At 60.0% G+C, this 20,899-nt stretch carries 21 protein-coding genes; 10 read left to right on the top strand and 11 right to left on the bottom strand.

Features of this window, described 5'->3' with window-relative positions:
• Window positions 1–2: 2 nt before the first annotated feature.
• The 4 genes from NXS98_RS10600 to NXS98_RS10585 are packed head-to-tail and all read left to right on the top strand — an operon-like array spanning window position 3 to window position 1,863.
• Window positions 3–749: a hypothetical protein gene (locus NXS98_RS10600; protein WP_283844942.1), complete on the top strand. Its 747-nt coding sequence runs from the start codon at window positions 3–5 to the stop codon at window positions 747–749.
• A 25-nt stretch (window positions 750–774) separates the two neighbouring features.
• Window positions 775–1,044: a flagellar biosynthesis anti-sigma factor FlgM gene (locus NXS98_RS10595; protein ID WP_283844941.1), complete on the top strand. Its 270-nt coding sequence runs from the start codon at window positions 775–777 to the stop codon at window positions 1,042–1,044.
• 23 nt (window positions 1,045–1,067) lie between these two features.
• Entirely contained in the window at window positions 1,068–1,502 is a 435-nt protein-coding gene (fliS, locus tag NXS98_RS10590; protein WP_283844940.1) for a flagellar export chaperone FliS, read from the top strand.
• Between the two features lies 1 nt (window position 1,503).
• Window positions 1,504–1,863, top strand: a complete 360-nt coding sequence (locus NXS98_RS10585) for a hypothetical protein (protein ID WP_283844939.1) — start codon at window positions 1,504–1,506, stop codon at window positions 1,861–1,863.
• Window positions 1,864–1,923: 60 nt separating this feature from the next.
• Here the strand turns inward: NXS98_RS10585 and NXS98_RS10580 are convergent, their stop codons facing one another.
• The 10 genes from NXS98_RS10580 to NXS98_RS10535 form a co-directional block, all read right to left on the bottom strand.
• The gene (locus NXS98_RS10580; RefSeq protein WP_283844938.1) at window positions 1,924–3,768 is read right to left on the bottom strand and encodes a hybrid sensor histidine kinase/response regulator; all 1,845 of its coding nucleotides are present in this window, start codon (window positions 3,766–3,768) and stop codon (window positions 1,924–1,926) included.
• A gap of 188 nt (window positions 3,769–3,956) precedes the next feature.
• Window positions 3,957–4,766, bottom strand: a complete 810-nt coding sequence (locus NXS98_RS10575) for an energy transducer TonB (protein WP_283844937.1) — start codon at window positions 4,764–4,766, stop codon at window positions 3,957–3,959.
• A gap of 4 nt (window positions 4,767–4,770) precedes the next feature.
• A complete protein-coding gene (locus NXS98_RS10570) occupies window positions 4,771–5,187 on the bottom strand; it encodes an ExbD/TolR family protein (RefSeq protein ID WP_283844936.1) in 417 nt (138 codons plus the stop codon).
• Window positions 5,184–5,813, bottom strand: a complete 630-nt coding sequence (locus NXS98_RS10565) for a MotA/TolQ/ExbB proton channel family protein (RefSeq protein WP_283844935.1) — start codon at window positions 5,811–5,813, stop codon at window positions 5,184–5,186. Before NXS98_RS10565 ends, NXS98_RS10570 begins: the two co-directional genes overlap by 4 nt.
• A 43-nt stretch (window positions 5,814–5,856) precedes the next feature.
• Window positions 5,857–8,067 (bottom strand): TonB-dependent receptor family protein, encoded by a 2,211-nt coding sequence (locus NXS98_RS10560; RefSeq protein ID WP_283844934.1) that lies wholly within the window; start codon window positions 8,065–8,067, stop codon window positions 5,857–5,859.
• A gap of 350 nt (window positions 8,068–8,417) precedes the next feature.
• Window positions 8,418–9,881: a hopanoid biosynthesis associated radical SAM protein HpnJ gene (gene hpnJ, locus NXS98_RS10555; RefSeq protein WP_283844933.1), complete on the bottom strand. Its 1,464-nt coding sequence runs from the start codon at window positions 9,879–9,881 to the stop codon at window positions 8,418–8,420.
• A 288-nt stretch (window positions 9,882–10,169) separates the two neighbouring features.
• Window positions 10,170–10,583, bottom strand: a complete 414-nt coding sequence (locus NXS98_RS10550) for a HEPN domain-containing protein (RefSeq protein ID WP_283844932.1) — start codon at window positions 10,581–10,583, stop codon at window positions 10,170–10,172.
• Window positions 10,573–10,980 (bottom strand): nucleotidyltransferase domain-containing protein, encoded by a 408-nt coding sequence (locus NXS98_RS10545; RefSeq protein WP_283844931.1) that lies wholly within the window; start codon window positions 10,978–10,980, stop codon window positions 10,573–10,575. The genes NXS98_RS10550 and NXS98_RS10545 overlap by 11 nt, the downstream gene beginning before the upstream one ends.
• 29 nt (window positions 10,981–11,009) lie before the next feature.
• Window positions 11,010–12,380 carry an adenosyl-hopene transferase HpnH gene (hpnH, locus tag NXS98_RS10540; RefSeq protein ID WP_283844930.1) on the bottom strand — a complete coding sequence of 457 codons (1,371 nt, stop codon included), beginning with the start codon at window positions 12,378–12,380 and terminating at the stop codon, window positions 11,010–11,012.
• 13 nt (window positions 12,381–12,393) lie between these two features.
• Window positions 12,394–12,606 carry a hypothetical protein gene (locus tag NXS98_RS10535; RefSeq protein WP_283844929.1) on the bottom strand — a complete coding sequence of 71 codons (213 nt, stop codon included), beginning with the start codon at window positions 12,604–12,606 and terminating at the stop codon, window positions 12,394–12,396.
• Window positions 12,607–12,678: 72 nt separating this feature from the next.
• Here NXS98_RS10535 and NXS98_RS10530 point away from each other — a divergent pair, with 72 nt between their 5' ends.
• The 3 genes from NXS98_RS10530 to NXS98_RS10520 all read left to right on the top strand — a co-directional run bounded on the left by NXS98_RS10530 (window position 12,679) and on the right by NXS98_RS10520 (window position 15,755).
• Window positions 12,679–13,515 (top strand): tetratricopeptide repeat protein, encoded by an 837-nt coding sequence (locus tag NXS98_RS10530; protein WP_283844928.1) that lies wholly within the window; start codon window positions 12,679–12,681, stop codon window positions 13,513–13,515.
• A gap of 213 nt (window positions 13,516–13,728) precedes the next feature.
• The gene (locus NXS98_RS10525) at window positions 13,729–14,898 is read left to right on the top strand and encodes a glycoside hydrolase family 172 protein (protein WP_283844927.1); all 1,170 of its coding nucleotides are present in this window, start codon (window positions 13,729–13,731) and stop codon (window positions 14,896–14,898) included.
• On the top strand, window positions 14,895–15,755 hold the full coding sequence (locus NXS98_RS10520; RefSeq protein ID WP_283844926.1) for a fumarylacetoacetate hydrolase family protein: 861 nt from the start codon (window positions 14,895–14,897) through the stop codon (window positions 15,753–15,755). Before NXS98_RS10525 ends, NXS98_RS10520 begins: the two co-directional genes overlap by 4 nt.
• Window positions 15,756–15,809: 54 nt before the next feature.
• Here NXS98_RS10520 and NXS98_RS10515 read toward each other — a convergent pair whose 3' ends face one another.
• A complete protein-coding gene (locus tag NXS98_RS10515; RefSeq protein ID WP_283844925.1) occupies window positions 15,810–16,898 on the bottom strand; it encodes a pyridoxal-phosphate-dependent aminotransferase family protein in 1,089 nt (362 codons plus the stop codon).
• A gap of 323 nt (window positions 16,899–17,221) precedes the next feature.
• Between NXS98_RS10515 and corA the strand changes: the two genes are divergently transcribed.
• From corA to NXS98_RS10500, 3 genes are read left to right on the top strand one after another with little or no spacing between them, the layout of a single operon-like run.
• Window positions 17,222–18,220, top strand: coding sequence for a magnesium/cobalt transporter CorA (gene corA, locus NXS98_RS10510; protein ID WP_283844924.1), 999 nt, complete (start codon window positions 17,222–17,224; stop codon window positions 18,218–18,220).
• A gap of 26 nt (window positions 18,221–18,246) precedes the next feature.
• Window positions 18,247–19,518, top strand: a complete 1,272-nt coding sequence (locus NXS98_RS10505) for a two-component system sensor histidine kinase NtrB (RefSeq protein ID WP_283844923.1) — start codon at window positions 18,247–18,249, stop codon at window positions 19,516–19,518.
• A gap of 3 nt (window positions 19,519–19,521) precedes the next feature.
• The gene (locus NXS98_RS10500) at window positions 19,522–20,895 is read left to right on the top strand and encodes a sigma-54-dependent transcriptional regulator (RefSeq protein ID WP_283844922.1); all 1,374 of its coding nucleotides are present in this window, start codon (window positions 19,522–19,524) and stop codon (window positions 20,893–20,895) included.
• Window positions 20,896–20,899: the final 4 nt, after the last annotated feature.

Genomic DNA, 20,899 nt, shown 5'->3' with positions numbered 1-20,899 from the left:
TTATGTTGCGGCTCCGCCTCATGATGCAAGGGTTGGCCCGTGCCGGTCTGGCGCTCCTGCCTCTTTGGCTGGGGGGTTGCCTGACGGACCGCCCGCCGGACCTGGTCATGGGGCAGGTATATCGGCCATCCAACATCCATGCCAGTCCCCAATTCCCCGCCCAAACCCTGCGGCGGGTGGCCGTGCTCCCACTGGTGAGCGAGGTGGCGGGCGCAGCCGGCCAGTTTGCGCGTGATACGTTGGAGCCGGAAATCCGGGCTGAGCTGACGCAAATGGGGCGGTTTGAGCTGGTTTATCCCACCCCCTCCCAGCTCCGGCAATGGACCGGCAAAACCTCCTGGAGTGCCGAGGAAGCCTTGCCGCGGGACTTTCTGGCCACGTTGCGCCAGCAGACAGGTTGCGATGCCGTACTCTTTTGCCGACTGACGGCCTATCGGCCCTATCCCCCGCTCACCATGGGGTGGAACTTGAAGCTGGTGGAGGCGGTCAAGGGGGAGATTGTGTGGGCGGCGGACGAGGTCTTTGATGCCGGTAACCCGGCGGTGGCCAACAGCGCCCGGCTATATTACCAGAAGAAGACCAAAGACCAGCCGCCGTTGAACGACAGCCACAGTATCCTCAACTCCCCCAGGCACTTCGGGCGGTATGCCTTCCATGCCCTGGTGCAAACCATACCGCCCATTACCCTGCAAAAAGGTCCTCAAGTTTTGGCCAGACCTGCCGATAATACTGTTGGAAAAGAAAAATAGGCCTGCCATAAGTTGAGTGTTAGGCATGCAAATCAATCCGAATAGTCCATTGCGGCCGGTTCCCACGGTGGGAAACTCGCCGTGGGCCCCTGTCAAGCCCTCCGGGGAGCAGGGTACGGTTGATTTCAAAGCCACGGAAGCCTTGGAGAAGGCGTTGGAGCGCACGCCCGATGTGCGGCCGGAGAAGGTGGAAAAAGCCCGCCAGGACATTGGGCAGGTGGATTATCCGCCGCGCGAGACGATCCAACGGATTTCGCAGTTGCTGGCTTTGAATTGGGACATCACCAATCAGTAACCGTTTAACCCCGCCACCCTGCCATGGCTCTGCCCAATCCCTACCAATCCTACCGGCGGATGGCCACCCAGACAGCCACCCCCGGACAATTGGTCCTGATGTTGTTTGATGGCGCCATCAATTTTCTCGAACGCGCCTCCGAAGGGTTCAACCTCGACGACCCGCTGGAGTTCAATGCCACCATCAACAACAACATCCTCAAGGCCCAGGCCATTATCAATGAGCTGAACGCCTCGCTGGACATGGACGCGGGTGGGGAACTGGCGGCCAATCTGCGCCGCTTGTATGAATACATGGACTATCGGTTGACCGAAAGCAACCGCACCAAAACCCCGGATGGGGTGCGTGAAGTGATTCAGCGCCTGGGCGTCATCCGGGATGCCTGGGCGGAGATGATTCGGCGTCAAAACGCCGTCCAGGAAACTCCGGCGCCCGCTTTATCCTCCCTGATCGCCTGATATGACGGCCACGGCAGATTTGGTGGAGCTTCTACGGCAATGGCGCGACACCACGCTGGAGGAATCCCAAGCCATTGAACAAGGCCGGTGGGAGGTGGTGGCGGCCTGCCAGACGCAAAAAAGCAACTGGATGCGCGACTGGCCCTTTGCACCCATGGAGCTGGCCGAGGCGCCCGCCGAAGTGCGCGCCCTGGTGGAGGAAATTGTGGCCTTGGAACGCCGTAATTATGACCACCTGACCACGAATTTGGAAAACACCCGCCAGCAGCTTGAGGCCATCGGCCAGTCCCGCCGGCAATTGCGGCAGTTACGCCGCGCGTACGGGACCGGGCAAACTTCCGCCTGGGAATCGTGGTCTTAGCGGGCGGCCCCGCCGTTTTTTCTCCGCCTCGTGGGGCAGGCCCTCCTGCAAGGCAGGCGGTCAGCCTGCTTTTTCCAGACATTCGCGAATGAGTGACAACAGCCGCTGGTTTTCAATGGGCTTGGCGAGCAGGCTGGCCTGAACGCGCTGGGCCAGGGAGAGCAGCTCGGGGGTGGTTTCCTGCACCAGGAAAATGACCTTTAACTCCGGCCAGGCATGGCGCAACTGATTCATGAGCTGCCAGGCGGTCATGTCCGGCAGATTCATGTCCACCAACAAAAGTTGCACCGGCCCGGCCCCGCTCGCGGCCTGCAAGGCTTCCTGACCACTGCCCGCGGCCTGAACCTGGTAACCCCGGTAGCCGAGCACCGCCTTCAGGAGCATGAGCGTGGCCGGGTCTGGCTCCACCACCAGCACGCGCTCGGTGCCCTCCAGTTTCTTCTGCTGCAATAACAGGGCATCCTGGGCCAAAGGCTCCGGCCGGGTGGTCGGCGGGCGGGCCGGCAGGAATACGTGGACGCGGGTGCCCTTGGCCTTCTGGCTTTCCACTTCCAGCCAGCCGTGGTGCAGCGTCAGGATTTCATTGACCGCAAAAAGTCCCAGCCCCATTTCCCGGTCCGCATGCGTCGTGAAGAAAGGTTGCTGCAGACGGGCCAGCACTTCGGGGGGCATGCCGTGACCCGTATCGCTGATGGTAATGCGCGCAAAGACCCCCGGCCGCCGTGGGGAGTCCGCTTCGCTGGTGGCAAACTCCACCTTGTCGAGCGTGAAGGAAAGCTCGCCGCCGCAGGGCATGGCTTCGCGGGCGTTGAGGCACAAATTGATGAGCAATTGCCGGAGCAGGCCGGGGCGTCCCAGAACCAGCCCGGGAGCCGTGTTCACCTGCAGCCTGGCCACGCGCACGGCGCGTCCCAGGCAATGTTGCATCAGCGTGATGATTTCCTCCAGCAGCACCCGCGGGTCCAGCAGCTCCGGATGGCCGGCGCTTTTGCGGCTGAACAGTTGCAAATGGCGGATGACTTCCGCGCCGTTTTGCGAGGCCGTCCGGGCGTTGCGGATGAACGTCAGACAATCCGGCGCTACCGAGGGGCAGGTTTCGGCCAAATCCAGATTGGACAGGATGGCGGTGAAGTAATTGTTGAAGTCGTGGATGACCCCATTGATGACCGGCCCCAAACTCTGGGTTTGCTGGGCGCGCAACAGCCCTTTGCGCAGCATGAGCTGCTGGGCTGGCTGGCGAAAGCGCAGGAGAAAGGCGGGCGCCTGGACGCTTCGCAGCGGGGTAATATCCGTTTCCACCGGCGCCGCTTCCGGCTCGGCGCTTCCCCGGCGCACGCTGATCCACCACGAACCCCCGGTTTCCCCCTGGCGGTTTTCCTGCAGGAGTTGCGCGGGGTCCAGGCTGATGCCCAAAGCGGCCAGCGGCTGCCCCATGGCCTGCTCCCGCGACAAGCCAAAGAAATCCTCGGCGGCAAGGTTCAGCCCCGCAATGCGGCCGTCCTGGACGATGACCAGGGCATCTTTCATCGCATCAAAGGCGGCGGCCTCAAGAAGGCCGTTTTCCCGGGCCGGGTCAGGCGCAGGGGCCTCCAACTGTGCATGCCACAAGGTTTCATGCAAAAGCGGATCGGCCATAGGCTCCAGGGCCAGCCCCCATGCCATTGCCGCCGGAGCGGCGGGATCGGCAAAAGCAAAATGTCCCCCCCCATTGTTTTTGGCGTTTTGCCACGCTTGCTGGGCAGGCTGGCGCAGGGGCAGCGGCAGCAGCTCCCACCAAGGACAGCCGGCGGCCAGCGCTGCGGGAATCTGGAATAAATGGACGGCGTTTTGCCCCCACCACCTGACCTTTCCCGAGTTGTCCAGCACCATGCTCGCTGGGCCGCGCACGCTGTGGCTTTGGGCCATAAGAATTATGTGCCCAGTATTTGCCTGCAAGTGCCAAAGTCAAGGTTTTGCGGCATGGTGGTTGAATCCGTTCCAGACCTTCAGGGGTTTGCCCTGGCCCTGCCCATATTTTGGGTGAAGTCGTGTTGGAGGCAACTATGCCCAAGCGCCTTTATTAAAACTTAAGTCAGGCGCTGTGAGGGCATTTGCTATTCCGCGGAATCTGAATCCCTGAGCTGGAATTTGTAACTGACCTCGGCTTTGGCTGGAACGGGACGCTCCTTCACCCGTGCCGGGCGGAAACGTGACTGGCTCTCGGCGGCTACAGCAGCTTTATCCAACACTGAATGGCCTGAACTTTGAATAACCTCTATTTTATCCAGTCGCCCGCTCGCGTTAATATAGAGCATAAGGCGGACCGTCCCTTCCAGCCCCTGTTTTTTTGCTTCCAGCGGATAGCGGACTTTGCCGCGTTTTAAGTAGTAGGGCTGGCTCAGCATCTGATAGGCATCCGGAGAATTGGTCGGACCGGAGCTGTTGGGGGTAAAGGGTGGGATAGCGTGGTTGCCGCCGGCTTCAGCCGCCTCATGGGGTGGCGATTGGGGGGCTGGCAGAGCAGGTATGGCAACGGCTGTTGTTTCCGGCGCAGTCGCCGGCTCGGGAGTAAAATCCGGGGCGGAAGATATATGGGGCTCTGTGATTTGCGGATGGGGGATGGGAGGCGGCAACTCAGCCAGTGGCTCGGAAACCGACGATGGCGCAATAGTTGCGGGAGCATTGGGGGCGGGGACGGGTTCGCTGACGACCGGAGCGGATGCCGGCGATGATTCCTCCGCATTTCCTTCCGGAGCGGAGGTCAAGGCATCCGGGGCGACGCTCAAGGCCACTTCCAGGTACTCCGGCGTTAGATTCAACGTCTGTTGGCTGGGGGCAGTGAGTGGTGGCCGGGAAATGCCAAACAGGATGGCTCCCTGCACGACCAGCGCCAAAAGCCAACTCAGGAAGTTCTCAAAACGCATGGCACTATTTCCCGGAGGGGGGACGGGTGGCGATGGTCACTTTGGTGAGGCCCAAGCGTCTGATTTCATCCAAAACGCCGGCCACCTCGCCAAAATCGGCCTGGGCATCTCCGCTGATCAAAATTGCCGGATTGGCATGCTCGGCCTGAAGCAGACGCAGACGCGCCGAAAGTTGATCACGCTCCACGGGTTCCTGGTTATAGTATAGCTTGCCGCCGCCCGTGATCGTGACCACGGCCTGGGGCTTGCGTTCTTGCGGGACGGCGGTGGACGCCATGGGCAGGTTCACAGGCAGGCCCCGATGCTTGACCATGGAGAGGGAAAGCATCAGGAAAGTGGCCAGCAAAAAGAAGATGATGTCAATCAAGGGGATGACTTCGATGCGGGCCTTGCGGCGCGGCAGGGGGCAGGGGATTATCATGGTTCGACATTCAGGGAGGTTGCGTTTCGATTGTGCCGGGACAATGACAATTCCAGGCGATTGGCGGCATCTTCCAGTTCGTGACGGGCCTCCTCCAGCCGCGCATTCAGGTAGTTGTAGGGAATGAGGGCAAGGATGGCGATGGCCAGGCCAAACGCGGTGGCAATGAGCGCTTCGGCAATGCCGCCGGTGATCGCCGCCGGAGCCTCAATTTCCTTGCCGCCCACCAGGTTAAAGGCCTGAATCATGCCGGTGACCGTCCCCAGCAGCCCGAGCAGCGGGGCCAGGGTAATCAACGTGTCCAGCACCACCAGGCCACGGCTGTAGCGCCTTAATTCAAACTGGGCGGCACGCAGCAAAGCGCTGGTAAAGAATTCTCCCCGGTGCCGAATGGCGCTGGCCAGGGTGCGCGCTACAAAGTCCGTGGTGCCATCCGCCGCTTGCACGGCCTGATCCGCCTCCCCGTGTTCCACCAGCCGCCAGATCATTTGCACCACTTCCGGCTGCCGCCGCCGACGTTCCTGCCAGAGAAACCACAGGCGTTCAAAAGTGGTGGCCAGTGCCACCGTGGAGGCCAGCAATAGCGGCCACATCAACGGTCCGCCCTTGAGAAACAGTTCAATCATGCTTCCATTCAAAAGGTTCGAGCAGGTGATCGCCGGGCAGTTTTCAAAAGCCAAGGGACAAGCCCACATAATAATTCCGGCCGTAGGCCGGGTCCACGCCGTTGCCGCGTATGCGGGAGTAGTAATCTTCGTCGAAGAGGTTGTTGATGCCGGCCAGCAGACGCAGGCGGTCTCGATACACTTTGAACTCGCCGGTCAAATCCCACACCAGGTAACCGGGAATGTGATAAGCGGCCGTGTTGGCGTCATCGCCAAAATGGTCATCGAGGAACGTGCCCATCAAAGCCAGTTTAACGCGGTCTTTCCATCGGTAGATGGCGCCGGCTCGCAACAAATAATCGGGCGCATATTGCGGAGTGCGGCCGTTGGCGGGGCCGCTGACAAACCTGGCATGCAACAGTTCCACGTTGCCGTAGAGACTGAAACTGCCCAGTTTTCGGTTTTGTGGGGAACTGGCCTGGTCGGCGTACAGGCCCAGCAAATCCAACTCAACCGCCGCATCCCATCCCTGATTAATGGAGCGCCCCACGTTTTGCAGATGATTGCCCACACGGCCAAAACGGTCATTGTAATCCACCAGGAACAGGCTGGTGTCAAAGGTCAGCCAGGGGCGCGGAGCGCCGCGCAGTCCCACCTCATAAGTCCAGGTTTTGCCCGGCTCCAGATTGGCGCTGATGGTGTCGGTGACGCCCAGGGGAACAGCGTCAGTGTACATTTTGGCTTTGTAACCTTGCGAGACGTTGCCATAAGCCTCCACCCTGGCGCCCAAATCGTATGCCACACCCAGTCCCACCAGAGGCACGCTCTCCACATAAGCATCCTGGGCCAAAGTCACTTTCGGCGTGGGAATTTCTCCCGTGCCCAAGTTGGCCAGTTCCTTGATGTTCTGATGCAGGTTTTCCAGGCGGAAGGCTGGTGTGATGCTCAAGCGGTGGAAACGAAAACAATTTTCCACAAAAAATGCCCCATAAACACTTTGCCGGCGGACTTGCTGGCGCAGTTCACCCACTTCCGCATCCGGCGTGTTTCCACGTCGCACAGTGAAGGGGGAGTGGGAGTAATAGGTGGAGAAACCGCCGGTGAAGGTATGCTCCTCGCCCATGGCCGTCCAGTGATGCCGCAGCCGCAGGTCGGTGCCGAAGGTGTAAAATTGTTGCAACTGGATGAGATTGTTGTCGGCGGTGGGGCCGGAGGGAAGCAGGCCAAAGCCGGTGCCTTGCTGCCGCTTGCTGAAGCGTCCAAAATAACCGCCATAAGCGGTGGCTGTCATGAGCGTGTTTTCTGTAAAATCACGTTCCAGGGTGAGAGATGGCATATAACGTTCCACGCGCACGCGGTCAAAAGGCGTCTGGGTGGCATGGCGGTTGGCGTGATAGTTCAGCGCGCCCGGGGCTGTCGCCAAGGTGAGTCCGCCGGGTTCCCCGCTGTCAGCCCTGAAGGCATCCATGTTGAAAATCCAGCGGTTTTCCGCAGAAGTGTGCATCACCAGTTTCAGGCTGCCGCCCAAGGCCTCGTAATCGCTGTTCAGGTCTCGGAAGCTTTCCCCCGCCCGACGACTGAAATAGCCGTGGTAGCCAAGCCGTCCCACCGTCCCATCGAAGCTGGCATAGGTGGCGAGCAGGTGGTCTGAGCCGGCAATCTGCTGGATTGTCACCGCGCCGGGGCGGTTGGTGCGCGGCATGTGGGTAACGTAATTGAGCGCCCCGGCAGGTTGGGGGCCATATAGCAGGGACGCCCCGCCCCGGTAAAACTCCATTCGATCCAGGGATTCAAAGGGGGGTGCGTAATACACCGTGGGGTAGCCAAACAAATCTGCCACAAAGGGAATGCCATCTTTGAGCACGAGCAAATTCTGGGTCTCATGCGGATCGCCGATGCCGCGGGACCCCAGGCTGAGGAGACTGGGGTTGGCGAGTTCGCTCACCAGCAAGCCGGGGGTTTTTGCGAAGGCCTGGCGATAATTGTCTGTTTGAGGGGCAGGAGTGGCTTCAAAATCCACAAGCGTGGTTTTTTTGCCGGCCAAGATTTTTGTGCCAACGACCTCAGGCAAGTAAGGCTGGTGGAGAGGCGGAGAGTTGCTGTCCTCGGCGGTTACCACCACATCGGGCAGGCGGACAATGGGATTGGTGCTTGAGAAACTCTCAGGGCTGGCCGCTGATGCCAGCGTCAGACAGCCGGAGAACACCAGCCACGCCACCTTGGGGAGGGTGGCTGAGGGGTCACAGGCAAGGTTGCCACAAGTCATGTTTTTCATATGCAATCAACGATGTAGCTGACCGCAGGAAAATCGGCTAACGGACGCTTGCGAAATTTTTGCGGTGTCTTGTCCTAAGAGCGGGACTCCACCTGCCTGCCTGCCCAGCAGGCAACGGCGCCTGCCGTTGCTTCTGCTTCCGGGTGGCCCATTTCCACGACAGGGGTGCGGCCGGGCGCGGCGGGTTACCAGAGCATGGAGAGGATGAGGGATTGCGCAACGAACCAGCCAGGATGGCTTTGAGAGGGTCGGTGGCGTTGAAAAAATTCAACACCTCCCCTGCGCCGCCGGCGACACGGCTTAATGGGGCCGGTGCAGAGCGGGCTGGCCGCGGCCCTCCAGCGGCCAGTTTACGCTGCCGCGGCGGGGGCGGCGCAGGCGGCCTGCAGGTCCTTGCGGCGCTGCCGCATGGTGCGGAAAAATTCGTAGCCCTCGCGCAGGCGCCGCACGCAGACATCCTTGTCCTCAAGCATGGTCTTGATGATGCGCAGGATGGGCCGCGGGCGGAGGTAATAGGCGCGGTAAAAGCGGTCCACGGCCTCGTAGATTTCCTCCTTGCTCAGGCCCGGGTATTCGAGGGTGGATTGTTGCAAGCCGTCCTGATGGACAATGTCAGTCTTGTCCTTCTTGGCAAACCACCCGTTGAGGCGCGCCATTTCATACAATTCCGTGCCGGGGTACGGCGCGGCGAGCGAGACTTGAATGGAAAACACGTCCAGCTCCATGGCAAAGCGGATGGTTTGCTCGATGGTCTCCTTGGTTTCAATGGGCAGGCCCAAAATGAAAGTGCCGTGAATGACCACGCCGATTTCTTTGCAAGCCTTGGTGAAGGCGCGCATTTCCTCCAGAGTCACGCCTTTTTTGACGCGGTTGAGGATTTCCTGGCTGCCCGATTCGTAGCCCACCAGGAACAGCCGCAGGCCGCAGTCCTTCATGAGCTTGATGGTTTCGTAATTCAAGTTGGCGCGGCTGTTGCAGGACCAGGTGATGCCCAGCGGCTTGAGCTTTTTGGCAATCTCCCGCGCGCGGGGCAGGTTGGCGGTGAAGGTGTCATCATCAAAAAAGTACTCCTGCACCTGCGGAAAGAGTTTCTTGGCATGGGCCATTTCCGCCGCGACGTTTTCGGGGGAGCGCACGCGGTATTTATGGCCGCCAATGGTTTGCGGCCAGAGGCAGAAAATGCACTGCGCCGGGCAGCCGCGGCCGGTGTAAAGGGAGATATAGGGTTCTTTGAGGTAGCCGATGGAATACTTTTCCACCTGCAAATCGCGCTTATAAACATCCACCACCCACGGCAGCTCGTCCATGTTGGTGATGAGCTCGCGTTCGGGGTTGTGGATGATTTTGCCGTCGGCGTTGCGGTAGGAAAGGCCCTTGATTTCCGCGAGCGGCCGGCCTTCTGCCACTTCCTTGCAGGTGTAATCAAACTCTTTGCGGCCCACCCAATCAATGGCCGGCGAGGCCTTGAGCGTTTCACTGGGCAGCACGGCAGCATGAGCGCCCACGAAGCCAATGACAGTTTGGGGGCGCTGGGCCTTGATGGCCTCGGCCACCTTGCAGTCATTGCGCAGCGAGGGCGTGGAGGTGTGAATGATGACGTGGTCGTACTCTTTGGCAATGGCCAGGCAGGCCTCGCGGTCAATGTCGTGCGGCGGGCAGTCCAACAGGCGGCTGTTGGGCACCAGGGCGGCGGGTTGCGCCAGCCAGGTGGGATACCAGAACGAGCGTATTTCGCGCACGGCCTGGTAGCGCGAGCCGGCGCCGCCGTCAAAACCATCAAACGAGGGGGGATTGAGAAACAGAGTTTTGGTCATGATTTCGCCATTTCAAATTCTTCGGAAACCGCCGGAGCAGCCCAAATCCACCCGGCCGGCATCGCCGGCGGGTTTCAGGGGCATTGCCCGCTTTTGTCCCTTTTCAAGTTTAAGCATGGAATTCATCAGAGCACATTCGGCCGGCCTGCCACGATTCCATCATCAGCAATAAATCATTGCCCTTGGGCCGCTTCAAGCCTCTTTGCGCCCTTGGGCTACAAGCGCTCGCCTGCCATGAGTTAAATTTGACCAGGCAGGTCTTCACCTGAAACTGGTTGAGGTGGATCGTCATGCGTCCTTAAAAAAGTGGGGCAGCAATTCACGAATCAGCTCGACAAGATGGTGGGTTTGCTCGCGTAGCTGAGCATAATTCTTGCCCAGCTCAGTCCAGTCGCCTCCGGGGTAGTGCTGCGCAAAGAAATCTTCAGTCAGTTCATCTGCCAGGTTTTTGAATTGCGCAAAACGTGGCTCGAATTGCATGGCATCCGCCAGCAAGGCACCCAGGTCATGCACCCGCCGCAAGCGCCAGCCTTGCGCGACCAAATAACCTTTCAGATAACGCTCGACAGCCTCTTGCGGAAGTTCGATGCCTGATTGAGTCACCCCTTCCGCTTTCCAGGCGAGGTCGGCCACCTTGAGCCGGTCAGCGGCCGAGTAAAACCAATCCGCTGGATTGTTTTCGGAAGATTGTTTACGCAGCATAAACCACCACCCCCTGGTTCAGGATATCGTGGTAGAACGCACTGCCTTCAGCCAGCCGCTCCTCAATGAAACGGGGCGTTTTGGTCAGCAGCGTAAAGGGCAATCTTGGGCCGGAAATTTCCCAAAATGCCGCCCGAATCTGCCGGTTCATTTCCCTTTCCGAAGTGACTTCCGGGCAGATGATAAGCAAATCCACATCGCTATCCACCGAGGGATGGCCGCTGACCTGGCTGCCGAAAAGGATGATTTTTTCCGGATGGAAACGCTCCACAATGAGCCGCAGGTAAGGTTCCACCTGGTCGGCAATCTGTCGCACCGGATAGCGCGGATCGCGAAGCGCTGGAAAGTCCAGTTTTTGTGGCTTCGCCGCGATCATGGTTGGCCTCGCTTCCATCATGAGCAATAAATCATTGCCCTTGGGCCGCTTCAAGCCTCTTTGCGCCCCATTTTGGCCAGCAACTCCTCGCGTTGGCGATGGTCCGGCGAGCCGCAATCACCCGCCGGTTGCACGGTGATTTTTCCGCCCTTGCCCTCTTTGAGGGCGAGGCGCGCCTCGGCCAGATGGCCTTTGCCCACGGAGGCGCCGTTGAAGGCCTGTACCTTGGCCCCCTCCGGGTCGGGTTTGGGTTTGGGGCCGAAGTTGTACTTGATGTTTTTCCAGTTGTCTCCCGGTTGGTAATTGGTGCCCAAAGCGCCGCTGGGGTCGTAGCCGCAATGGACCATGCAGTTTTCGCAGCGCGGGTCCCGGGCCACCCCGTTGACGGTGCCGTACTTGTCCCAGTCCACCTTTTCGAGCATCTCCTGGTAGGTCTGGTAATGACCGTCAGTCATGAGATAACAGGGCGCTTTCCAGCCGGCAATGTTACGGGTCGGAATGGCCCAGGCGGTGCAGGTCAACTCGCGTTTGCCCGCCAGAAACTCCTGGTACACGCGGGTGCCAAAGATGGTGTATTTCTCACCCCATTCGAGGATGCGCGCGAATTTCTCCTTGGTCATGGCGCGGGTGAGGAAGAAGTCTTCCGGTTTTTTGCCCAGCCGCTGAATCATGTCCTTTTTGGCCGCGTCGTAATCGTAGCCGGGGGAGATGGTATGGCCGTCCACGCCCAGCCAGGAGAAGAAGGCAAACATCTGCTCGATTTCGCGGACATCGGTCTCCCGATAAACCGTGGTGTTGGTGGCCACCTGGAAGCCCAGCCGCTTGGCCATTTTGATGGCCTCCACGCATTCTTTGAACACCCCTTCGCGCTCGACAATGAGGTCATGGGTGTATTCCAAACCGTCAATATGCACATTCCAATACAGCCACTGCGTCGGCGCGATGACGGGTTTGCCGTCCTTTTTACCCTGGCGGATGGTTTCCGCGTCTTTGTCAGAAATCAATTTCTCGGCCAACAGCTCCTGGAGAAGAGTTTCACGGGCCGGGGTGTAAGTGGCGGCCAGATAATCCCGGAGCTTGCGGCGCATGAACACGCCATTGGTGCAAATATATACAATGCGTCCCTGCGCCAGCAGCCCATTTACCAGCTCCTCAATCTTCGGATAAATCAGCGGCTCGCCGCCGCAAATCGAGACCATCGGCGCGTCGCACTCCTGGGCGGCGGCCAGGCAGTCTTCCAGCGACATCATGTCCTTGAGACTGGTGGAATACTCCCGGATGCGCCCGCAGCCGGTGCAGGTGAGGTTGCAGGTGTGGAGCGGCTCCAGTTGCAAAACCAGGGCAAACTTCGGAGTGCCGCGCCATTTATGTTTGAGGATGTGGCCGGCGATTTTCGCCGTCAACGCCAGAGGAAATCGCATAAACAGTGTGAAATTACTTGAGCTGCGCCACCCAATTGGTCAGCTCAAGCTGGGGCGCTGGAGCTTCGGCGGGGGGCGGAGACTCATGTTTGAGCAGCCCCGGCATCAGAAACGTGGCCGGGGAAATGGAATGGCTGCCGCTGAATCCGCCGCAGCCGGTGGCCCAAAAAGCCACCCATGCCCCTGCCAGCAAGGCCTTGCCGAAGATTTTCCAGTGAATCTGCATCTAATAACAGGGTAATATAGAACCATTGACCTTGATAGCAATAGCAAATTTCGGCAAATAAAGGCCTGTCGCATGCCCATCCCTTGTCATGGCGTTGCCCGGTGGCGTTGGCTGTCGTGGGGGTCCCCGGCCCTGGCCGGCTGGCTGGTGGCGGGATTCAGCCTCATGAGCATGGCCGCCGGCGCCGCCGAGCCGGTGACTTCCACCCAAACCCCTCCCAAGGGCGCGGGCGAGGCGAGCGAGCTGTCCTTTTACACTTTTTATGAGCAGCGGTACCAACAGGCGCGCCAGCGGGCCGGCCAGCTTACCAATGACTTCACTGCCGCCTGGCAATGGGCCCAGGCCTGTTTCGATTTGGGCGAATTTGCCACCAATGACACCCAGCGGGCCGCCGTGGCCGAAGAGGGCATCCTGGCCAGCCGCAGAGCGATTGCACTGAAGGAAAATCATGCGGCAGGACATTACTACCTGGGCATGAATCTGGGCCAACTGGCCCGCACCAAACAACTGGCCGCTTTGCGGCTGGTGAAGGAAATGCAGGACGCCTTTTATCGGGCCCGGGATTTGGACGCCCAGTTCGATTTTGCCGGCGCGGACCGTTGCCTGGGATTGTTGTACCGCGATGCACCCGGCTGGCCGATTAGCGTGGGCAATCGTACCCTCGCCCGGCAACATTTGGCGCAGGCCCTGCAACTTGCCCCGCTTTATCCGGAAAACCCTCTGAATTGGGCGGAGACGCTTTGGCAGTGGCGGCAGACGCAGGAGGCGCGCAAGCAACTGGCCGTCGTGCAAAAAGCCATGGAACATGCCCGCACCAATCTTACGGGGGTCTTCTGGGCGGCCAGTTGGCGCGATTGGACCAACCGCTGGAATACCCTCACCAACCGGTTGCTGCGGGTGGAGAAATAGCGCAGCCGGGCTGCCGGAGGAACGGGCAGCTTCCCTTGGGATAAGCAGTGCCGCTGCCTGCGCTGCCGGGACAGGCAAACGAACAAAAGTGGGATTGCCAAGCGCGCTCCGGCGCGGCATCATGCGCCTGTTTCCCGGCCCGGGCTGGCAGGCCTGTGGACCTGCTGTGACCCGGCGGGAAACGGTAAATCATTCCCAAACCAAATGCGCGATATGAAACATACCTCCTGGTTGCTGGCCGGGGCCTTGCTGAGCTGGGCGTCGGGGCTGTGGGCCGCAGATGCATTCAACGGCCTGGACATGGGCATGGGCAATCTATTCCGGGTTTCCAAAGCGGAAAGCCGCTCCATCAGTCCGGAGAACTTCACCGGTGAAAAAGGCCGGGGCGGCATGGCCACCGAAGGCACCGGTAAAAATGCCGCGCGCGATTTGGGGCAGGGCTGGAAAGTGTCGCCCTCGGTGCGGATTGCGGCCGGTCAGACTTTTACTTTGGGCGAAATCAAAGGGCCGGGCATGATTCAGAGCATCTGGATGACGCCCACGGGCAACTGGCGCAAATCCATCCTGCGCTTTTACTGGGACGATGAACCCACGCCGTCAGTGGAATGTCCGGTGGGTGATTTTTTTGCGATGGGCTGGGGCCAGTACAGCCAGCTCAGCTCGCTGGCGGTGTGCGTGAATCCGGGCAGCGCCTTCAACTGCTATTGGCCCATGCCCTTCCTCAAAAAGGCGCGTATTACCATGGAAAACATCGACTCGCGCGACATGGTGTTGTACTACCAGATTAATTACACTTTGGCGCCTGTGCCGCGGGATGCCGCTTATTTTCACGCCCAATACCGGCAGGAGAAGCCCTTGAAGCAAAAGGGGCTTTACACCATTTTAGACGGCGTCAAAGGCGAGGGCCACTACGTGGGCACCTACCTGGCCTGGCAGGTCCACAGCCCGGGCTGGTGGGGTGAGGGCGAAATCAAGTTTTACCTGGATGGTGACAAAGACTGGCCCACCATTTGCGGCACGGGCACGGAGGATTACTTCTGCGGCTCCTACAATTTTGAAGTGCGGGACTGGCAGGACAATAAAAAGCGCAATTACGGCGTATTCAACACGCCCTATTCCGGCCTGCATCAGGTCATTCCGCCCAATCAAATCTACGAAGTCGGCCAGCGCTTTGGCCTCTACCGCTGGCACATCCCCGACCCGGTCCGTTTCAAAAAGGATTTGCGCGTGACCATTCAGGCCCTGGGCTGGCAGGAAGGCGGACGTTACCTCCAGCTTCAGGATGACATTGCCTCGGTAGCGTACTGGTACCAGAAGGAGCCGCATGCGCCTTTCCCGGCGCTGCCCTCAGCCAAGGATTTGGAATATCCCGCCAAACCATGAGACTCTGCCGATTTACCACCCAGGCCGATGCCGTGCCGCGGCCGGGGCTGATGCTCGAGGAAACCTCGGTCATGGATTTGACGGCGGCCGGCATTTTCAGTGTGGCGCAAATCCTGGAGGTGGACGAGCCGGCGGAACTGACCGCGTCGCTGGCACGGCGGACCCTTCCCCGCCTGCCGCTCGCGCAGGTGACCTTGTGCTGTCCGCTGGACCGCCAGGAGGTGTGGGCGGCGGGGGTGACCTATCTCCGCAGCAAGACGGCGCGCATGGAGGAATCTGCCCTGAGCGCCAGCGCCTATGACCGGGTGTACGACGCCCTGCGGCCGGAGCTGTTCTTTAAGTCGCTGCCGGAAAAGGTGGTGGGGCCGGGTCAGCCGGTGGGCATCCGCTCAGATGCCCATTGGAGTGTGCCGGAGCCGGAGCTGGCGCTGGTGTTTAACTCGCGGGGACGCCTGGCGGGGATTACCATCGGCAATGACATGAGCAGCCGGGACATCGAAGGCGAAAACCCCCTCTATTTGCCCCAAGCCAAGGTTTATCGCGGCTCCTGCGCGGTGGGCCCCTGGATTCGCGTGGGCGCTGATGAAGCGGAGGCGCGCCGTTGGGAAATCCGGCTGGAAATCACGCGCGCGGGCGGCACGGTGTTCAGCGGCGAAACACCCGTGGACCGCCTCAAACGCAGTTTTGCCGAGCTGGGGAGTTATTTATATCGCTGTCAGGAATTTCCCCATGGCGCCGTGCTGTTGACCGGCACGGGCATTGTGCCGCCGGACCACTTCACCTTGGAGCCAGGCGACCGGATTGCCATCACTCTAACCGGCGTGGGCCGGTTGGAAAATCCGGTGGTTACCGTGTGAGCCCCCCATAAAAAAAAGGCCGGCGTGCCAGCCGGCCCTTGAAAATAACGCGGCTTAAAGTTGTTTCATGGCATTGTCCAGCGCCGCGTAAAGCTGCTGCATGGTGGCTTCCGTTTCGTCGCCCATGTTGGAGATGCGGAAGGTGGTGCCCTTGATTTTGCCGTAGCCACCGTCAATCAGGAAACCCTGCTCGCGCACCAGCTTCTGCAATTTGGGCACGTCCACCACGCGGCCGCCGGGTTTGGCGCCGTTGTTGATGCAGGTGAGGGTGACACTTTCAAAGCCCGCTTCCGGGAACAGGGTAAAGCCATGTTTGGCCGCCCAGGCCCGGGTCATTTCGGCCAGCTTTTTATGGCGGGCAAAACGCGCTTCCAGGCCCTCCTGGAAAATGTCCTCCAGCTTCGAGGCCAGCGCAAACACATGCCCGATGCTCGGCGTGCTGGGCGTCATGCTTTGCTCGGCATTTTTCTGGAATTCAACGAAATCAAAATAGTAGCCGCGGTCCTTCATGGTGGCAGCCTTGGCCAGCGCGGCGGGGGAGCAGACAAACACCGTCATGCCCGGCGGCAGCGCAAAGGCCTTTTGCGTGCCGGCGAGCAGCACATCAATCCCCAGCTTGTCAAACTCCAGCTTGACGGCCGTCATGGAGCTGACGGCGTCCACGATGAACATGACGTCCGGGTATTTTTTCTTTAACTCGGCAATTTCATACACGGGGCTCATCACGCCGGTGGAGGTTTCGTTGTGGATGAGCGTCAGGGCGTCGAACTGGCCCGTGGCCAGCCGGGCGTCAATCTGCTCGGCGCGGATGGGCGACCCCCAGGGCACCTGCAATGGCTCGGCCTCCTTGCCGCAGCGTTTGGCGACATCATACCATTTGTCGGAAAACGCGCCGCACATGCAGTTGAGGACTTTCCTGGAAACCAGGTTGCGGATGGCGGCCTCCATGACGCCCCACGCGGAGGAAGTGCTCAGATATACCAGTTGCTTGGTGTAGAGCAGTTCCTGCAACTGCGGCTGGATTTTCGCATACAGGTCTTTGAAGGCCTGGCTGCGATGGCCAATCATGGGGGTGCAAAAGGCCCGGAAAGTCTTTTCACTGACTTCCACCGGCCCCGGTATATGCAATTTTACATGACCCATAGTGCAATTGGAGTAGCACACGGCGTCGCCGTGCGCGAGAGATTCATTCCTGAAACTGGCGGTAAAGGCAAGCTGCTTGTTAACGCCGGTGGAAAGTCGCGGGATAACCACGCAAGCCGGGTTTAATGGAAGTCCGCCCACCTCCCGCAGGACAGGCGGGGAGAAACGCCCCCCCAAGCGGCTAAAAGCCCTGCCATAACTCCAAGTCCGCAGGAAAAATACCGCAGGTCATGAATTGAAGGTTGACTTGTGCCGGCAGGATGGATAATGGACTGTTTGTGTCATGATGACACGGGGGCCGATGCCTTGTTGAATGTGAAAATATGATACGGTCTTTTGCCTTTACCACCCAGGGCCGCCTGCACATGCGGGATATTCAACCGTTTTTGATGCCCACTTTGCTGGCGGACACCAATTTGTTTTTGTGGGTGGACCTGGAAAATGCCTCCGCCGAGGAAGCGAAACTGGTTTTGGAAGACATCTTTCATTTCCATCCCCTGAGCATTGAAGACTGCGTGATGGAAAGCCAGTCGCCCAAGGTGGAGGAATACCAGCCCAAAGATGAGGATAGGTTCAGCCCCTACTTGTTCATGGTGATTCATGCGGTGGATTACAGCCGCAAGGACGGGGTGTTTGCGACCAGCGAGCTGAACTTCTTTCTGGGGCGCAACTTTTTGGTGACGTACCACGATTTGCCCCAGCGCAGTGTGCAGGCGCTGGAAGAGCGCTGTCTGCGCAGCAACATCCATATTGCCCGCGCCCCGGACCGGGTGGCGCATAGTTTGCTGGATGCGCTGGTGGACAATTACAAACCGGCCTTGGAGGAGCTGGCGCTGGAGATTGCCGAGCTGGAGCAGCAGGTGGTGCAGGGGAGCGGGCCGCAGGTCCTGAACAAAATCCTGCAAGCCAAGAAGGAGGTCATGCACTTGCGCCAGATTATTTCGCCCCAGCGGGAGGTGCTCGCGCGGTTTGCGCGGGGCGAGTTCAAATTGATTCGGGCGCACATGGTGCCTTATTACCGGGACGTATATGACGGGCTTTTCCGCATCTACGAGCTGGCACAGACGTATGATGACCGGTTGACCGGGGTGCTGCAGGTGTACCTGAACCTCTCGGCCAACCGCACCAGCGAAGTGGTGAAGCTGCTGACCTTGATTACGGTGATTACCACCCCCTTGATGCTGGTGGGCACCTGGTACGGCATGAATTTCAAAAACATGCCGGAATTGGAATGGCAGTATGGTTACCTGCTGGCGTTTCTGGTGACGGTGTCTACCACCGCCGTGACCTTTTGGTATTTCAAAAAACGTCATTGGTTTTAACCATGCCGGGCAGCAAGTCCAACTTTTTGGATAAGGTATTAGGCCGCATCGGGCGGCTGGACCAGGAGGGGCTGCAATCGGTGGTCCAGCGCCTGGCGCGCGAGCGCAATTTTCTGGAAACCCTTTTCAACACCATCGAAGACGGCATCCTGGTGGTGGATGAGCACGGCAGAATCATCTATTTCAACCAATCAGTGACCCGCCTGCTGGGGCTGGCGCCCGAGGCGACCGAGGGCCAGAGTTTGGAGCGGTTTTTGCCGGAGCTGGATTGGAAGAAGGTGCTGCATTTTGACCATGCGGGCGGGCAGCGGGTGGTGCGGATGGAGCTGGAGGTGAGTTTTCCTCGGCCACGGTACTTGTGGCTCTATGCGGCGCCGCTGGACGGAGAGGCCGCCGGCAGCCTGGGGGTGGCGCTGATATTGCACGATGCAACCGAGACGCGGCAGAAAACTTATGAGGCCATTGAAAGCGAGCGGGTCCAGGCGCTGACCTTGTTGGCGGCCAGTGTGGCCCATGAGATTGGCAACCCCTTGAATGCGTTGCACATCCATCTGCAGCTCATGGAGCGGGAGTGCAAAAAGTTGCGCGCCATGCAGGAAGCGGCGCCGCCGGCAGCATCGCTGGTGGGGGGACGAAGCCGGCGCAAGAGTCCGCGGTCAGGCGCGGCGCCTGAGGCGGGGGCGTCCGAATCCTTGAACCGCCTGGAAAAATATCTGGAGGTGGCCAAGGGGGAGATTGGGCGGCTGGATTACATCATCACCGAGTTTTTGCAGGCCATGCGCCCCTCTGCGCCTCAGATGAAGCTGGGCAGCTTGAACGAAGCGGTGGAAGCCACCCTGGCGTTGTTGCAGCCGGAGCTGGACAACCGCGGCATCACCGTCCAACTGCGCCTGGCGCGGCATTTGTCGCCCGTGGCGCATGACCCGGTGCAAATCAAGCAGGTGCTGGTGAATCTCGTGAAAAACGCCATGCAGGCCATGAGCCAGGGCGGGGTGCTGACCCTGGCTACGGGCGAAGCCGGGGACGACGCCTGGATTGAAGTGCGAGACACGGGCGGGGGCATCCCCAAGGAAACGCTCAGCCGGTTGTTCGAGCCGTTTTTCACCACCAAAAAGAAGGGCACCGGTCTGGGATTGATGATTGTGCAGCGCATTGTGCGCAGCCACGGCGGGCGCATTGAAATTGAAAGCCAGGCCGGCCAGGGAAGCACTTTCCGGGTCATCCTGCCGCGGCATCAACGGCCGCCGCGGTTGTTGGAGGCGCCGGCGGTGGTGGAGGGCGAGGCCAAACCCACTTAAGCCATGGAAAAGCCAACCTTGTTGATTGTGGATGACGAAAAGCCCACCCGCGAGGGGCTGCGGGCGGCGCTGGAGGAGCGTTACGACGTGTACGTGGCCGAGGATGCCCGGGCGGCCATGGAATTGCTGGAGCGGGACCATTTTGATGTGCTGCTGACGGACTTGCGCCTGCCGGGGGAGGATGGCTTGGGATTGATTGCCCGGGCCAAATCGCTGCCGCGGCCGCCGGTGTGCCTTTTGATGACCGCTTATGGCTCGGAGGATGTGGCGGTGGCGGCCATGAAACGGGGGGCGGACGATTACATTGCCAAGGGCCGGCTTCAAATTGACGAACTGGAGCTGCGGATTGCGCGGGCCTTGCGGCAGCAGCGGCTGGAGAGCGAAAACCAGAACCTGCGCCAGCAGCTTGATCAGAAATACGGGCTGGAAAACATCATTGGCGCTTCGCCCGCCATGCAGGAGGTGTTTGAGACCGTCCGGCAGGTGGCGCCCACGCGGGCCACGGTGTTGATTCACGGGGAAAGCGGCACCGGCAAGGAGCTGATTGCCAAGGCCATTCACCAGTTAAGCCCGCGGGCCCGGAATCCGATGGTCACCGTCCATTGTGCGGCGCTGGCGCCCACGTTGCTGGAAAGCGAGCTTTTTGGGCATGAGAAGGGAGCTTTCACCGGGGCGCACGAGCGGCGGATTGGCCGTTTCGAGCAGGCCCAGGGCGGCACCTTGTTTTTGGACGAAATTGGCGAGATTGACGCCACCCTGCAGATTAAATTGCTGCGGTTTCTGGGGGAGCGCACTTTTGAGCGGGTCGGCTCCAATAAAACCATCACCGCCGATGTGCGCCTGCTGGCGGCCACCAATAAAAACCTGGCCGAGCTGGTGGCGGCGGGCAAGTTTCGGGAAGACCTGTTTTTCCGGTTGCGCGTGGTGGAAATCTATTTGCCGCCGCTGCGCGAGCGGCGCGGGGACATCCCCCTGCTGGCCATGGCGTTTTTGCGCGAGTTTGCCCGGGAAAATAACAAGCCGGTGCGCGAGTTTTCACCCGAGGCCATGGAGGCCCTGATGGAGCACAACTGGCCGGGCAATGTGCGCGAATTGCGCACCGCGGTGGAGCATGCGGTGGTTTTGTGCCGGGGCGAGAAAATCCTCTTGCGCGACCTGCCGGCCTCGGTGCGGAAACAGGAGAATCCCCTGCCTCTGCCGCGCGAAAAAGCGGCCGGCCCCCTGCCGGCCATGACCATCCGGGATGCCGAGAAACAGTTGATTATTCGCGCCCTCGAGGAATCCAACGGCAACCGGGCCGAGGCGGCGCGGCGGGTGGGCATCAGCCGGCGGACCTTTTACCGGAAGCTCAAGGAATACCAGCTTGAGCATCTGTAAAAAG

Origin of the sequence: Fontisphaera persica, from assembly GCF_024832785.1 — a bacterium.
Taxonomy (GTDB): Bacteria; Verrucomicrobiota; Verrucomicrobiia; order Limisphaerales; family Fontisphaeraceae; genus Fontisphaera; species Fontisphaera persica.
The sequence above is the reverse complement of the archived record's forward strand: the minus strand, read 5'-3'. Positions and strand labels throughout refer to the sequence as shown.

What these genes read in the sequence shown, in the direction of transcription:
- NXS98_RS10600 (WP_283844942.1), top strand. Translation starts at nt 3, where the DNA reads ATGTTGCGGCTCCGCCTCATGATGCAAGGGTTGGCCCGTGCCGGTCTG.
- NXS98_RS10595 (WP_283844941.1), top strand. Translation starts at nt 775, where the DNA reads ATGCAAATCAATCCGAATAGTCCATTGCGGCCGGTTCCCACGGTGGGA.
- fliS (WP_283844940.1), top strand. Translation starts at nt 1,068, where the DNA reads ATGGCTCTGCCCAATCCCTACCAATCCTACCGGCGGATGGCCACCCAG.
- NXS98_RS10585 (WP_283844939.1), top strand. Translation starts at nt 1,504, where the DNA reads ATGACGGCCACGGCAGATTTGGTGGAGCTTCTACGGCAATGGCGCGAC.
- NXS98_RS10580 (WP_283844938.1), bottom strand. Translation starts at nt 3,768, where the DNA reads ATGGCCCAAAGCCACAGCGTGCGCGGCCCAGCGAGCATGGTGCTGGAC.
- NXS98_RS10575 (WP_283844937.1), bottom strand. Translation starts at nt 4,766, where the DNA reads ATGCGTTTTGAGAACTTCCTGAGTTGGCTTTTGGCGCTGGTCGTGCAG.
- NXS98_RS10570 (WP_283844936.1), bottom strand. Translation starts at nt 5,187, where the DNA reads ATGATAATCCCCTGCCCCCTGCCGCGCCGCAAGGCCCGCATCGAAGTC.
- NXS98_RS10565 (WP_283844935.1), bottom strand. Translation starts at nt 5,813, where the DNA reads ATGATTGAACTGTTTCTCAAGGGCGGACCGTTGATGTGGCCGCTATTG.
- NXS98_RS10560 (WP_283844934.1), bottom strand. Translation starts at nt 8,067, where the DNA reads ATGAAAAACATGACTTGTGGCAACCTTGCCTGTGACCCCTCAGCCACC.
- hpnJ (WP_283844933.1), bottom strand. Translation starts at nt 9,881, where the DNA reads ATGACCAAAACTCTGTTTCTCAATCCCCCCTCGTTTGATGGTTTTGAC.
- NXS98_RS10550 (WP_283844932.1), bottom strand. Translation starts at nt 10,583, where the DNA reads ATGCTGCGTAAACAATCTTCCGAAAACAATCCAGCGGATTGGTTTTAC.
- NXS98_RS10545 (WP_283844931.1), bottom strand. Translation starts at nt 10,980, where the DNA reads ATGATGGAAGCGAGGCCAACCATGATCGCGGCGAAGCCACAAAAACTG.
- hpnH (WP_283844930.1), bottom strand. Translation starts at nt 12,380, where the DNA reads ATGCGATTTCCTCTGGCGTTGACGGCGAAAATCGCCGGCCACATCCTC.
- NXS98_RS10535 (WP_283844929.1), bottom strand. Translation starts at nt 12,606, where the DNA reads ATGCAGATTCACTGGAAAATCTTCGGCAAGGCCTTGCTGGCAGGGGCA.
- NXS98_RS10530 (WP_283844928.1), top strand. Translation starts at nt 12,679, where the DNA reads ATGCCCATCCCTTGTCATGGCGTTGCCCGGTGGCGTTGGCTGTCGTGG.
- NXS98_RS10525 (WP_283844927.1), top strand. Translation starts at nt 13,729, where the DNA reads ATGAAACATACCTCCTGGTTGCTGGCCGGGGCCTTGCTGAGCTGGGCG.
- NXS98_RS10520 (WP_283844926.1), top strand. Translation starts at nt 14,895, where the DNA reads ATGAGACTCTGCCGATTTACCACCCAGGCCGATGCCGTGCCGCGGCCG.
- NXS98_RS10515 (WP_283844925.1), bottom strand. Translation starts at nt 16,898, where the DNA reads ATGGGTCATGTAAAATTGCATATACCGGGGCCGGTGGAAGTCAGTGAA.
- corA (WP_283844924.1), top strand. Translation starts at nt 17,222, where the DNA reads ATGATACGGTCTTTTGCCTTTACCACCCAGGGCCGCCTGCACATGCGG.
- NXS98_RS10500 (WP_283844922.1), top strand. Translation starts at nt 19,522, where the DNA reads ATGGAAAAGCCAACCTTGTTGATTGTGGATGACGAAAAGCCCACCCGC.